The sequence below is a fragment of the Candidatus Aminicenantes bacterium genome, from assembly GCA_026393795.1.
GTDB lineage: Bacteria > Acidobacteriota > Aminicenantia > UBA2199 > UBA2199 > UBA2199.
In genome coordinates, this window is sequence record JAPKZL010000196.1 from 1 (window position 1) to 14,308 (window position 14,308).

Below are 14,308 nucleotides of genomic sequence, written 5' to 3' on the forward strand. Positions count from 1 at the left end.
GGGCGCCAGGCCGGGCGCCAAGGAGCCCTGGAGGATGCCATTTTCGCTGCGAGCGTCCATGCCGATCACGCGATCGGCAGGGAAGTGCGTGTGTTGCATCATGGTCTCGATGATCTGCGGGTTGCTGGCCGTGCTGACGATGATCCGGCACCCGGCCCTTTTTAAAGCCCGGGCCAGGTCAGCCATTTCCGGGAAAAGGCGGATTCCGGCCGTCCAGCGATAAAACAGGCGTTGGCGGGAGTCGCTCAGGCAACGGCTCTTGATGCGCTTGCGCAGCTCGCCAGCGATGACCGCGGCGGCCAGGCGGCGCACTTCGGCCTCACTGAAACCCTGCAGGAAATTGATTGTCCAAAGATAGGCGAATTCGCAGCCGATGCCCGGGGTCTGTTCGAGGCCTTGGTTGAGGGCCAGCAGCCCGGCGCTGAAATCGCGGTAGAAAGAAGTAGCGCGGACCTCGGCCAGGCGGCGGTTGCAGATTTTCTCATAGGCAACGACGATCTGCTCCTTGAGCTCAGGCAAGGGCAGGGTGTGGCCGTCGCTGAGGATATGGCCGATGCCGTTGACCTGGTCGGGGATGATCTCCCGCAGCCGCTTCGGGCTGAATTTGAATGCCAGGTACAGCGCCTGGTGGCGCAGCACGGCTTCGCCGATATCCCCGAAAATGCAGGTATTGTCCCAGTCGAAGACGGCGATGTCGTTCTTGCCCAGGATGGTGATGAAGCGCTGCAAGGAGCGGTAATTGCGTTCATTCCAATTCAGGCGCTGCAGCGGCATTCTTCAAACATAACCGATCGCGTTGGCAAATGCAAACCGAACAGCATGAAGCGAAAATTCTTTTAAGCCCGCTTCCCTTGCAATCGGGCCATTTTCACATATAATTGTAGCGTAGGCCCAAATGCGAAAATGGCTTTGGCTTTTACTCGGGTTGGCCGCGAGCGCCCTGTTCGCCCAGGACGCTTCCCTGCGTCTGGGGATTTACGAAAACCCGCCGATGACCTTTATCCAGAAAGGCGCTCCGGCCGGTTTCATCGTCGACATCATCGGCGATTTTGCCCGCCGGCAGCGGATCCAGCTGAAATATGTCCGCGCTCCTTTTTACGAACTCTTTGCCAAGATGCAGCGGGGCGAGGTCGACATCATCGCCCCGATCGCCTTCAACGAAGAGCGGAGCAGGTTTCTGCGCTACAACTCCGAGTCGATCCTGATCGACTGGTCCAACGTTATTGTCCATGAAGGGGAGAGCGTCACGCTACTCAGCGACCTCGATGGCAAAGTTATCGGCGTGGTCAAAAGTGATTATTACGCCAAGTTGTTCGCCCGCGACCTGCAGCTGCAGAATATCAGCTGTAACTTCCGCGAGTACGATGCCTTCATCGATGTGCTGAACGCCGTCAATGCGAAAAAAATTGATGCCGGGTTCATCGGCCGCTTCAGCCTTTCCTATATTCTAAAAACCCACCAGGAGATATCGGGCATCAAGGTGATGCCGGGTTCCTTTTACCACGAATCGCTGTTCTTTGGCATCCACCCGCAAAAAGCCGACGTGGTGCCGCTGCTTGATGCCTACCTGCGGGAAGCCCGGCGCGACAAGAAGAGCACGCTCAATCAGGCCTACGAGCGCTGGTTCGGGCAGACCTACTTCCAGAAGCGGCTGGTGTTCCTTTCCAAAAACTACCTGTGGATCCTGCTGGCGGTGGCGGCGATTATCGCCGTTTTCATTTTTTTTAACCTTTTGCTCCGCAGCCAGGTCAAACGCAGCGTCTATGAGGTCAACCGCCAGAAATCGTATTTCGAAAACCTTTTCAAGAATATTCCCGTCGGCATTATCATCCTGGACGCGAACAACCGCGTGGCCGACATGAACCAGGAGTTCGCCTCCCTTTTCGGTTATACGCTCGCCGAGATCAAGGACCGGGAGCTTGACAGCCTGATTTCCACCGAGGAGACGCTTGAGCAAGCGCTCGGCTTGAGCCGGCAGGCCGCCAGCGGGGAGAGGGTGTATGCCGACGGCAAGCGCAAAAACAAGTCGGGCCAGGTGCTGGATTTTCATATTATCGCCGCGCCCATCGTGATGGGAAGCAAGGTGCTGGGCATCATCGGCATCTACCTGGACATCAGCGAAAGAAAGAGGATGCAGGAGGAGATCATCAAGGCCAAGAACATCGAATCGGTCGGGGTTCTGGCCGGAGGCATCGCCCACGATTTCAACAACATGCTGACCGGAATTATGGGCAATATCTCGGTGGCCAGGAAGATGTCCACCGATCGGCAAATCGGGAGCATCCTGGAAAAAGCCGAAAAAGCGGCTTTGAAAGCCAGTGGCTTGACCCAGCAGCTGCTGACTTTTTCCAAGGGCGGTTTCCCGGTCAAGAAGGTGAGCTACCTGCCCGACCTGGTCAAGGATGCCCTGGACCTGGTACTCTCCGGCAGCAACGTCCGTGCCACGGTGGTCATCTCCGACAAGATTCCCCCTTGTGAAATCGATGTGACCCAGATCAGCCAGGTGATCCACAACCTGCTCATCAATGCCCGCGAGGCCATGCCCGACGGCGGGAGTATCGACATCAGTATCCGCAATCACCACCAGGGCAAAAGCGATGAGTTCATAAAAAAGGGTCATTACGTTTCCCTGGTGGTTGCCGACCATGGTCAGGGCATCGCCGAGGAGGATTTGCCGCGCATCTTTGCCCCTTACTTCACCACCAAGCAGACCGGCTCGGGGCTCGGCCTGGCCATCGCCTATTCCATCGTCACCAAGCATCACGGCTACATCAAGGCGGTTTCGACCATCGGCCAGGGAGCGACCTTCACCGTGTTCCTGCCGGCCACGCAGAAGAGCGTTGCCAGCCATCACCGAACGCCGGCCGCCCAGGCCGGCCCGGGCCGGATCCTGCTGATGGATGATGAAGAGATCGTCCGCGAGGTGTTCGTCGACATGCTGCGCGGCTCCCTCTACCGGGTGGATGTTGCCGCCAGCAGCGGCGAAGCCCTGGAAAAATTCCAGGGCGCGCTCCAAGCAGGTGATGCCTACGATTTACTGTTTCTGGATCTGACCGGACCCGGCGACATCGGCGGCATCAAGACCCTGGAAAAGGTCCTGGCCATCGACCCGAAAACGATCGCCGTGGCCATCAGCGGTTACAGCATCAGCGAGGTCGGCACCAATCCCGCCCGGTTCCATTTCAAGGATTTCCTGTCAAAGCCTTTCCATACCGATGACCTGCTGCAAATGATCGCCAGGAACCTAAAAAAGCGCTATTGAGCGGGTTTTTGGCCGCCCCCCTACGTCCTTTGCCCGCGATGGTGTAAAAAAAAGGGGGCGGTCCGGGCCGCCCCCTTCATCCTTGGAGGGAGGATTGGAGAGAAATTTCTAGTTTTCGCCTTCCTGGCGTTCTTCGAAACGGTGCTGCCGGTTTTCGCGGACGCGGTCGCGGAACTCTTTTTTAAGCTCGTCGCACTTGGCCACCTGCTCGGGGGTGAGCAGGGCCTTGAGATCCTGCTGGAAACCCAGGCGGGCAATCTGCATCTCGGCGTGCATGTCGGCCTGGTCGCGGATCATGGCCTCGGCATCCTTCATGTTCACCGCGTCGGCTTCCAGGGTCTTGCGCAGCTTCAGAGCCTTGATCTCCATGTCGGCGCGGAACTTGATCGACCATTGCTCGTGGGCTTCGAGCAAGGCGCTGATTTTCTTTTCCTGATCGCCATTCAAGCCGATCTTGTCCTTGGCTTTCAACAGCAGACGGACCGGGATGAACTTTTCCATGGCAAAAAGGGCCTGGGCCCGGCGGCCGCGCTCCGGCCGCATCCCGCGCCAGCCTTGTTGGGCGCTCAGCAAAACGGTTGTCGCCAACACCAGCATGACCACGACCATCCATGACTTATTTTTCATTTCAACCTCCTGTTTGCATTGTCGCCCGTAAAACATCCGGCCGGGCAATTTCTTGCAGGCCCGCGCAGCCGTCGGCGGCGAGTGTTCCCGGTTGCAGGGGCGGCTTCCCAATCTGCCGCGGATTCGCTATAATATGCTTCAAGGAGCGCGCATGCTTAGCCTGGACGGGTTTTCGAACTATTTTTCCGATCCGGTCACTCGTCATTAAATTGCCAGCCTACAAAGTAAAAGTCAGCCGCAGGATCTTCGCTTCCGTTGACACCGGTTTCGGGGTGTTCAAGGTGATGCTGGACGGCTCGCGCCAGAGCCGGGTCATCGTCGGCAACCTGTTCTCCCTGCACGAAGGCGACTGGCTGCAGATCGAGGGCGAGGAAGCGGACCATCCGCGCTACGGTTCGCAGATCAAGGTCAGCCGCTTCGAGCTCATCCCGCCCGGAGACGACGAGGGCATCGCCAAGTACCTCTCGTCGGGGCGCTTCAAGGGCATCGGCAAAAAGACCGCCCAGAAGATCGTCGCCCATTTCGGCGCCCAGACGTTCGCTGTCCTGGAAAATACGCCGGAGCGGCTGGGCGAGATCGCCGGTCTTAAGAAAACGATCATTGCCGACATAAAGAAAGGCGTCCGCGACAGCCGGGTGCTGCGCGACCTGACTGTGAAGCTGACCCCGTTCGGCGTCGGCAGCGAAACGGTTTTCAGGATTTACCGCGAATTCGGCGACCTGGCGCTGGCGTTGGTCGAAAGCAATCCCTACTTGCTGATCGAACGGGTGCGCGGCATCGGTTTCCGCATCGCCGACACCATCGCCCGCGCTGTGGGCATCGCCAAGAGCGACGGCCAGCGGCTGCGGGCCGGCATCCTCTATATCCTGGACCAGAGCGAATTCCAGCACGGCGACCTGTATATCGATCAGGACGAGCTGCTGCAAAAGTGCTCTTGGCTGCTCGACGTCGCCGACAGCGACGTTTTCATTGCCCTGGAAAAGATGATCGAGCGCGGCGAACTGTGCCGCCAGGAAATCCCGGAAAAATGCATCGTCAAGCCGCACAACGACCTGATCGAAAGGCAGTCGGCCCGACGCCTCTTCGAATTGAGCCGGGGCTTCGGCGCCGAGCGGGAACTGGCGGTCAATTTTGAAGCCGTGTTTGAAAAATTGGCCCTGGAATTGACCGTCGAGCAGAAAAAAGCGGTCCTGGCCGCGGTGCAAAACCGGCTGACCATCATCAGCGGCGGTCCCGGCACGGGAAAAACCACCATCATCCGCGCCATCATCGAGGTCCTGCGCGCCAACCGCAAGACGATCCTGATCGCCGCCCCGACCGGGCGGGCCGCCAAGCGCATCGAGGAGAGCTCGTTCTACCAGGCGTCGACCATCCACCGTTTGCTCAAGGTCAATCCCGAAAACGGCCAGTTCGCGCACGACGCCCGCAACCCGTTGTTGACGGACGCCATCATCGTCGACGAGTTTTCCATGGTCGATTCCTTCATCCTCCACTCGCTGCTGCAGGCGCTGGCCGCCGACACCCAGCTGCTCATCATCGGCGACAAGGACCAGCTGCCCTCGGTCGGCCCGGGCAACGTGTTGCGCGACATGATCCAAAGCGACTATTTCCACACCATCTACCTGAGCCGCAATTTCCGCCAGAACCAGGACAGCCTGATCGTCGAGAACGCCTTCCGGGTGAACAGCGGCGAAGCGCTCCTTTTCCCCCCCTATTCGCCGGAGCTCGATTTCGTCCTCCTGCCGGTGCAGGGTGACGCCCAGGTCCTGGAAAAGGTGGAGGGCATCGTCCGCTATTACCAGGACGAATACTCCTTCAATTCCACCGCCCTGCAGATCCTCATGCCCATGTACCGCGGCGATGCGGGCATCGACCGCATCAACCGGCTGGTCCAGGAAAAATTCAATCCCGAACCCTTCCTGCTGCAAAGGGAAAAAACGGCCTTCAAGCGCCTGGACAAGGTGATGCAGACCCGGAACGATTACGACAAGCAGGTCTTCAATGGCGACCTGGGCATCGTCGAGGGCTACGACGGCCGCAACAAGCTGCTGGTGGTGAGCTTTGACGGGGCGCTGGTCGAATACGGCGGCGACGAGCTGGACGAGCTCGTCCTCTCCTACGCCGTCTCGGTGCACAAGGCGCAGGGTTCGGAATACGACGTCGTCGTTCTGGGGCTGCTGCCGTCCCACGCGCGCATGCTCAGCCGCGAACTTTTTTACACGGCCATCACCCGGGCCAAAAAAAAGCTGATTCTGCTGTCGGATGAGAAAACGGTGGCCCGCGCCTGCGCCAACTCGCAGCCGACCCGGCGCAAGACGCTGCTGCCGTTGAGGCTGCGGGAAGCTTTTTCCAAGCCGGCTGTGCTATAATTCGCGGATGGAATCCATCGCTTCCACCCCGATGCTCCGCCAGTATCTGGAGATCAAAAAGAGCTACCCCGACGCCATCCTGTTTTTCCGCCTGGGCGATTTTTACGAGATGTTTTTCGACGACGCCAAGACCGCCGCCCCGATCCTGGAAGTGGTCCTGACCTCGCGCAACAAGAGCAAGGAGGACGCGGTGCCGCTGTGCGGCGTCCCCCACCACGCCTGGGAAAATTACGCCGCCAAGCTGCTGCGCCGCGGCTTCAAGGTAGCCATCTGCGAACAGGTCGAGGACCCGGCCCTGGCCAAGGGGCTCGTGCGCCGCGAGGTGACCCACATCCTGACCCCGGCCACGGCCCTGGAGGTCGAGGCGCTGAACAGCGGCCAGAGCAATTTCATCGCCGTCATCCGCCGCCAGGGGCCGGCGCTGGCCCTGGCCTCGCTGGACCTGGCGGTCTCCGATTTTGAGGTGAAAACATTCGCCAGCGGCGATGAAGAAGCGCTGGTCAACGAACTCTACCGGAAATTTCCCAAGGAAATCATCGTTGCCGCCAAATACGAAAACGAGTTCCGCGCCCTGACCAAGCGCTTCCCCGAGTTCGGCGACATAACGGTCACCGTCTATGCCGACGCCGAATTCAACGCCGTGGACAGCGCCCAGGTGCTGAAGCACCAGTTTAACCTGGCCAGCAGCGAGGGGCTGGGGCTGGACGACCACCCGGCCGCCATGGCCGCGGCCGGAGTGATGATCAAGTACTTGCGCTCGATCCGCCGCGGCTCCTTGGCCCACCTCTCGCCGCCCCGCTTCAACGCCAAGGAGGATTACCTGGTCTTGGACGCGGTCTCGTTCCGTAACTTGGAAATCGTCCTCAACCTGCGCAGCGGCACGGCCACCGGCTCCCTCTTCGGGGCGGTCGATTTTACCGTCACCCCGATGGGCAGGCGCCTGCTGCACAAATGGCTCTCCTACCCGCTGCTCGACAGGGGGAAAATCGAACTGCGCCTGGACGGGGTCGAGGAATTCTCCCAGAACCTCATCGGTCGCAGCGAGGTGCGCAAGCAGCTGAAATATTTCGCTGACCTGGCCCGACTGAATTCCAAGATCGCGCTGAACATCGCTCTGCCCCAGCACCTGCTCAACCTGGGCGACACGCTGCAGAAAATTCCCGGTTTGAAAGGCATTATCACGGATTTCCGCGCCGGCCTCGTGTGCGACGTGCGCGACCGGCTGCAGCCGCTGCCGGAGCTGGTGGCGCTGATCGACAAGACCATCGCCGCTGAGCCGGCCAACACCATCCACGCCGGGCAGATCATCAAGCAGGGCTACAACCAGGAGCTGGACGAACTGCGCGCCATCAGCCACAACGCCAAGGAGATCGTCTCGGCCATGGAGAAAAGCGAAAAAGCCAAGACCGGCATCCCATCGCTTAAAATCAAGTACAACAAGGTCTTCGGCTATTTCATCGAGGTGACCAACTCCCACCTGAAGCTGGTTCCCGAGAACTACATCCGTAAGCAGACGCTGGTCAACGCCGAGCGTTTCCTGACCGCCGAATTGAAGGAGCTGGAGGACAAGATCCTCAAGGCCGAGGAGCGCATCGTCGTCATCGAGGAGAAGCTCTACCTGGAGGTCCTGGCCGAGCTCCAGCGCTTCTCAGGCCAGCTGAATCTCGACGCCGAGCTGATCGCCCTGCTCGACGTCCTCTCCGCCTGGGGCGAGCTCGCCCAGCGCCGGAGCTACGTGCGCCCGGAGGTCAACGACGGTATGGCCATCCGCATCCAGGATGGCCGCCACCCGGTGATCGAGACCGCCGCCGGCCGCGGCTTCATCCCCAACGATCTGGAAATGGCCTCCGAGAGCGACCAGATCCTGATCATCACCGGGCCGAACATGGGCGGCAAGTCGACCTACCTGCGCCAGAACACATTGATCGTCATCCTGGCCCAGGCCGGCTGCTTCGTCCCGGCCAGCAAGGCCCAGATCGGCATTTGCGACCGCGTCTTCACCCGCATCGGCGCCTCCGATTCGCTGATCGAGGGCAAGTCGACCTTCCTGATCGAGATGATCGAGGCGGCGATCATCCTGAACAACGCCAGCGCCCGCTCGCTGATCCTGCTCGACGAGATCGGCCGCGGCACCTCGACCTACGACGGCCTCTCCATTGCCTGGGCGGTGGTCGAGTTCCTGCACGGCCTGAAGGAAAGGCCGCGCACCCTGTTCGCCACCCATTACCACGAGCTGACCGAATTGGCGTCGATCCTGGCCCGGGTCAAGAACTACCACATCGCCGTCAAGGAGTGGCAGGACAACGTCATCTTCCTGCACAAGATCATGCCCGGCCCGACCGACCAGAGCTTCGGCATCCATGTCGCCAAGATCGCCGGCATCCCCAAGCCGGTGATCGAACGCGCCAAGGAGATCCTGCTCAACCTGGAAAAGAAAGAACTGAACCGCCTGGTCAAGGAGCGCATCACCGGCAAGATCGAAAAGATGCCGGCCGTCGAAGCCGGCCTTTTCCCCGAGGACATGGAATTGAAGGTCTGGGACGAGATTCGCGACAAGCTGAAGGAGATCGACATCGCCCGGTTGACGCCGCTGGAAGCCTTGAACATCCTTCAATTCCTGAAAGCCAAGAGCGACAAATTTCAATAGATTTTTTTGGCTGAACTGGAGTTTCCTCTTAAATTCGTTAATACTAAATTTATTTTCGGCCATTGACATTGCCGATCCATATCCTCAAAATGCAGGCATGAGGAAGTTTGGCCTGTTTCTGCTCGCGGGTATCATGGTGGCGGGGATGGTCGGGTGTGGCGGCGGCGAGAACGAAGAGGAGTCGAGGATCGTCCTCTCTGTTCCTTTCGCTGCGGGCGATCTGCCCTTTATGCTCATTCCGATGGGAGAGACAGTTTACCATCCGAAGCCGGAGAATCCCGAGGGACACCCGGGGATCGATTTCTACTGGGACCACCAGGCAACCATCGTCGCGTCCGCGCCGGGCACTGTTGCCTACCTGGAGGCAGGGTACTGGGCGGGGACGTGGGACGTGGTCGTACGCACGGGGAAGTACCTCGTCGGCTACACCGAGCTGGGGTCGTACAACCCCGCCCTACATGTTGGCACGCAGATCGACGCCGGTACGTTCATCGGCTATCCGGGTCCCCTGCCGGGCCGTTGGATGATCCATTGGGAGTTCGGGTACGACTTGGGTTTCAGGTACCCCGATCGGCTCTGCCCGATGACCTACTTCGACGACGCGTCCCGCGCGGCCATAGAGAAGGTGTGGGCAGGCACCGTGTGGGAGTACAAGCCGCTGTTTCCGGATATCTGCAGCGGCGATTTCAATGGCAAGGACGATTAGCATCCAGCTCCTCATCAGCGACGAGATCGCCCTGCTTCTTCAGAACGGCGTGGCTACCTTTAGCCGCTCGTCTTCATAGCATTCGACACCGGATGCGCCGCGGCGAGCCCGAGTCTTTCTCGGCCTCGTGCCGGTGATCGTCGATACAGCTACCGGAACCTGGTATCGTCCTGATCAGCAAAACATTGACGCTGTGTTGGTCGGGCAGCAGGATTAAAACCAGGACCGAAGCGAGTATCATTCAACCGCCTAAGATGAGGTTTCCCGGGGACGCAGAGTTAGAGGTTTGGGACGAGATCCGCGACAAGCTGAAGGAGATCGACATCGCCCGGTTGACGCCGCTGGAGGTGCTGAACATCCTGCAGTTTTTAAAAAGCAAGAGCGACAAGTTCCAGTAGAAATTCAGTTATCTTTAAAATTTTCATTATTCTAGTTGTTTGGTTTTTTAGAATTTACCAAAATGATTCTTAAAATGAGTTTTTGGAAATTGTATTGTAAGACAAAAAATGTAGAAAACGACAAAACTTTAAACGATTATTTCTAAATCTCCAATAAAACAATTTCGTTGTACTTCGCCTTTTCTTTATGGCATAATTTTTAATTAAATGGGCTGAGGTTGCTATTTTTATTTTAAATTTAAAAGTCAAATTGAAATTGCAATCAACCTAGGTTTTAGGGGGAGAACATGGGAATTCTTGAATTCTTTACCAAAAAAAAACTGAAAGAAGAAATCGGCTTACAAAAAGAAAGAATTGTATCACTGGAAAAGGAACGAAATGAATTACGAAAGGTTATGAAGGAGATCGGTGGACTTGATTTGATCGAGATAAAAAAAGAAATTGATAAAATAGAAGAAAGTAAAAATACGAAACTCCAGGATATCGAGAATTGCATAAATACTATAACTGCCTTGGAACTGGTAATAAAAAACAGAAAAAATGAGATAGTTGAACTGGATGAAGAAATTTTACTTCAGTCATTTGGTCTTTATAAACCGAGATATGAATATCTGAAGACTTCAGCGGAGTATAAATTAAAACTAGATGCAATCCGCGAGCAACAAAAAACTAAAGTGAAGGAGGGAACTGCCGCCAGTTGTTCTACAAGTTGGGCGGTCAATCAAAATCTAAAGGAAGGGGAGCGTATGGTTCGCGATTATCAAAAGCTGATCCTTCGCGCATTTAATAACGAATGTGATGCAAGTATTACAGACGTAAAGTTCAATAATATAGAATCAATCGAGAAGAAAATTAGGAAGGCTTATGAAATTCTCAACAAACTTGGTTCTCGGATGAGCATTATTATATCTAGTGAATATCTTGAATTGAAGCTTCAAGAACTCTATCTTAGCCACGAGTATCAGATTAAAAAGCAGGAAGAGAAAGAGGAACAAAAGAGAGTCAGGGAACAGATGAGAGAAGAAGCCAAACTGGCCAGAGAGATCGAGGAGCAACGTTTAAAAATTGAAAAGGAAGAAAAACATTTTAAGAACGCTGTCATTGCGCTTGATAACCAATTAAAAAGTGCGAAGTCCGAAGAAGAACGAAAGGTTATTGAAGTGGAACGCGCTGGGATTCTTGAAAAACTTGGAGAAATTGAAGGGGCTAAAAAAGAAATCGATTATCGCGAGCAGAACACCAGGGCGGGTTATGTATACATCATCTCTAACATTGGGGCATTTGGTGAGAATGTGTTTAAGATTGGCATGACCAGACGTCTCGATCCACAGGAGCGTGTTGATGAACTTGGAGACGCCTCTGTACCTTTTAACTTTGATGTTCATGCAATGATTTTTTCCGACAACGCTCCAACTCTTGAAAATGCAATCCAAAAGAAATTTGCAGCAACCAGATTAAATTTGATCAATTTTAGGCGTGAGTTTTTTCAAGCCAAGCTGGAAGATATTGAGAAAGTAGTGAAAGAGAATTTTTCGAAACCTGTGGAATTCATAAAAACGCCAGATGCAGCTCAATTCCGAGAGTCGATTGAAATTAGGAAATTAACTTTTACTAACTGAAGCGACCGCATATAGTAATTGGGAAAAATAATTGAGTTGATACTTACCCCATCGATAGTGGGAAATCTGGGAACGGTGCTGAATTTTGTGACTTTGTATGTAGAAGCTGAATTCATGCAGCGGGATTGTAATCTATAAAAAAAATTTTCAGGCTTTGCTTTTTTACATGAAACGATCAAGATTGCCTTGTATTTTTTACTTATTCGATGTATTATTGCCTTGTATTTTTACAGAATAAAGGTGGAGAAATATGAAACGAACGATTGGAAAAGCTTTCTTGGAATGGAAACAGGACCCGAAGCGAAAAATTCTGCTGCTGCGCGGGGCCAGGCAGGTAGGCAAGACCTATTCCATAAGGGAACTTGGCAAGACTTTCAGCAGCTTTGTGGAAGTGAATTTTGAGGAAAATCCAGAGATCAAGCCCTTTTTTGAAAAATCGCTCAACCCTTTGGAAATTATTGAGAAACTCGCCATTTATTTCGGCAAGGCAATTGTTCCCGGCGAGAGTTTGCTTTTTTTTGATGAAATCCAGGCCTGCCCGGAAGCATTAAAATCACTGCGCTTCTTTTATGAAAAAATTCCCGAACTCCATGTGGCGGCGGCCGGTTCGCTCCTTGAATTGGCTATTGCCGATCTGCCATCCTTTGGCGTTGGCAGAATTGAATCGCTGTTCATGTATCCCTTGACGTTTGCTGAATTCATGGCAGCGGCCGGAGATCAACAACTAAACAGCCTGATTGCCAAAGCTTCCCCGGAAAATCCTTTGGACAACATTATTCATGAAAAAATATTGGCCAAACTCAAGATTTTTCAAATCATCGGCGGTATGCCCGAAGTGGTTAAAGACTATCTGGAAACAAAAGATTTTAACCGTTGTCAGAAAAAACTTGATAACTTGGTAACGTCGTGGGTCGATGATTTTGCCAAATACAAAAAACGTTCGCCGGTGTTGCGCTTGCAGGAGGTCTTTAAAGCCATTGTTTTTCAAACGGGGAACAAGTTCAAATACTCCAGCATTGCCAATGGGAGAACGGAATTATACAAAGATGCTTTGGAGCTTCTGATCAAGGCAGGGTTGGCATACAAGGTATGTCATACATCTGCTCGAGGCTTGCCTCTGGGCGCGCAAATAAACGAAAAAAAATTCAAGGTTCTGATAGTTGACAGCGGCATCTTTCAGCGCATTCTGGGCTTAAACCTTTCCGAATATATTGCATCCGACCTGCAGCAGCTGATCAACAAAGGGCATTTGGCGGAACTGTTTGCCGGATTGGAATTGATAAAATCGGCATCTCCTTACAGCTATCCCGAACTTTATTATTGGCACCGCGAGCAAAGATCCAGCAATGCCGAAGTCGATTTTGTTATTCAGGGAAAGAAAGGGGTAGTTCCGCTGGAAGTCAAGTCAGGTACAAAGGGCCAGATGCAGAGCCTGTATATTTTTCTTAAAGAAAGAAACCTTTCCAAAGGTGTCAGGATATCGGCTGAAAAATTTTCACACCATGGCAAAATAACAACCATCCCCCTCTATGCCGCTTCCAGGGCATATGGAATATAGTTTTTTTTTCCTATAGGACATGGTGCTGAAGGTGTGGGACGAGATCCGCGACAAGCTGAAGGAGATCGATATCGCCCGGTTGACGCCGCTGGAAGCGCTGAACATCTTGCAGTTCCTTAAAAGCAAAAGCGACAAGTTTCAATAGATTTTCCGATCCTCCGACGTCAGGAGGAGTTGATCGGTCTGTCCCCAAAGGGGATGGATAGTTTGTGCTGCATCGATTGCAATTTCATTAAATTATTCTTAGAATTCAATCATGATGAAAAATGATTTTCCTGTCAATTCCAAATATGGACCGAAACCAGTCTGGAATGAAAACCATCGATTGCTGCGCCGGACTCCGGCCGTCTCGCATTGATGGATGGGATTGAAATGATGGGGGATGCGATCATGAGAAAAACAATCATCCGGAACATCGGACTGATCCTCGCCGTCCTGTTTCTTTCCGTCTCTTGCGGCAGGGAAGAAGATGAGATTACCTGGCCCGGTGGCCCGGTCATGTTCACCCTGTCGCCGGTTCCATACAGCGCCATCTCTTCCGCGACCCCGCTGGGAAACCTGAATCCGCCGGGCCACACAATCCCGAGCAACCATATGGGTTTTTACCTCAACGCCGGCACACACCAGGTGTGCGCCATGGCCGCCTGGAGGATCACGAGGGTCTACTACAACGCGGGATCCGATGATTACGATATCGAATTTAGGCACACCAGCACGTGCCGGTCGTATCTCGGCCATGTCGAGAATCCGACCGCTATCGTCGTGGTCGGGACAGACGTCGAGGCGGGAGAGTATGTCGGATGGGCCACGAGCTATCTCGACATCGGGGTGATCGACGATGATATCACGCGGTACTTCATCGTGCCGGGTCGGTATCATGAAAATTCCATCCATGCCGGAGACGTCTACCTCTACTGCTCCGACGAGGTCAGGGAAAATCTCCTGACCAAGAACCGCAGGACGGCGGAGCCGCGCGGCGGGAAGATCGATTTCGACATCGACGGGGCGCTGTCCGGGTGCTGGTTCCTCGAAGGCACGCCGGTGACCTATGAAGCTTCGAGCTACCTGTATGGCGTTGCCCAGATCTCGTTCGTGTACGACATGTGGGACCCGTCGAAACGC

General features: G+C 54.6%; 11 protein-coding genes. 9 read left to right on the plus strand and 2 right to left on the minus strand.

The window, feature by feature from the left end; translation table 11 throughout:
• A partial coding sequence (locus NTW95_09320) for a hypothetical protein (GenBank protein MCX6557611.1) occupies positions 1-774 on the minus strand: 774 nt, incomplete at its 3' end.
• 121 nt (positions 775-895) lie between these two features.
• Between NTW95_09320 and NTW95_09325 the strand changes: the two genes are divergently transcribed.
• Positions 896-3,262 (plus strand): transporter substrate-binding domain-containing protein, encoded by a 2,367-nt coding sequence (locus NTW95_09325; protein ID MCX6557612.1) that lies wholly within the window; start codon positions 896-898, stop codon positions 3,260-3,262.
• 108 nt (positions 3,263-3,370) lie between these two features.
• Here the strand turns inward: NTW95_09325 and NTW95_09330 are convergent, their stop codons facing one another.
• Positions 3,371-3,889 (minus strand): hypothetical protein, encoded by a 519-nt coding sequence (locus NTW95_09330; protein ID MCX6557613.1) that lies wholly within the window; start codon positions 3,887-3,889, stop codon positions 3,371-3,373.
• A 209-nt stretch (positions 3,890-4,098) separates the two neighbouring features.
• Between NTW95_09330 and NTW95_09335 the strand changes: the two genes are divergently transcribed.
• The 8 genes from NTW95_09335 to NTW95_09370 all read left to right on the plus strand — a co-directional run.
• Entirely contained in the window at positions 4,099-6,258 is a 2,160-nt protein-coding gene (locus NTW95_09335) for an ATP-dependent RecD-like DNA helicase (GenBank protein ID MCX6557614.1), read from the plus strand.
• A 7-nt stretch (positions 6,259-6,265) separates the two neighbouring features.
• Positions 6,266-8,905, plus strand: a complete 2,640-nt coding sequence (gene mutS / locus NTW95_09340; protein MCX6557615.1) for a DNA mismatch repair protein MutS — start codon at positions 6,266-6,268, stop codon at positions 8,903-8,905.
• Between the two features lie 97 nt (positions 8,906-9,002).
• Entirely contained in the window at positions 9,003-9,611 is a 609-nt protein-coding gene (locus NTW95_09345; protein MCX6557616.1) for a peptidoglycan DD-metalloendopeptidase family protein, read from the plus strand.
• Between the two features lie 254 nt (positions 9,612-9,865).
• A complete protein-coding gene (locus NTW95_09350) occupies positions 9,866-10,009 on the plus strand; it encodes a hypothetical protein (GenBank protein ID MCX6557617.1) in 144 nt (47 codons plus the stop codon).
• A gap of 287 nt (positions 10,010-10,296) precedes the next feature.
• Positions 10,297-11,628 (plus strand): DUF4041 domain-containing protein, encoded by a 1,332-nt coding sequence (locus NTW95_09355; protein MCX6557618.1) that lies wholly within the window; start codon positions 10,297-10,299, stop codon positions 11,626-11,628.
• Between the two features lie 250 nt (positions 11,629-11,878).
• Positions 11,879-13,186 carry an ATP-binding protein gene (locus tag NTW95_09360; protein MCX6557619.1) on the plus strand — a complete coding sequence of 436 codons (1,308 nt, stop codon included), beginning with the start codon at positions 11,879-11,881 and terminating at the stop codon, positions 13,184-13,186.
• Positions 13,187-13,205: 19 nt separating this feature from the next.
• Positions 13,206-13,331, plus strand: a complete 126-nt coding sequence (locus NTW95_09365; protein ID MCX6557620.1) for a hypothetical protein — start codon at positions 13,206-13,208, stop codon at positions 13,329-13,331.
• Between the two features lie 245 nt (positions 13,332-13,576).
• Positions 13,577-14,308, plus strand: a 732-nt coding sequence (locus NTW95_09370) for a hypothetical protein (protein MCX6557621.1), incomplete at its 3' end; no start/stop codon positions are given.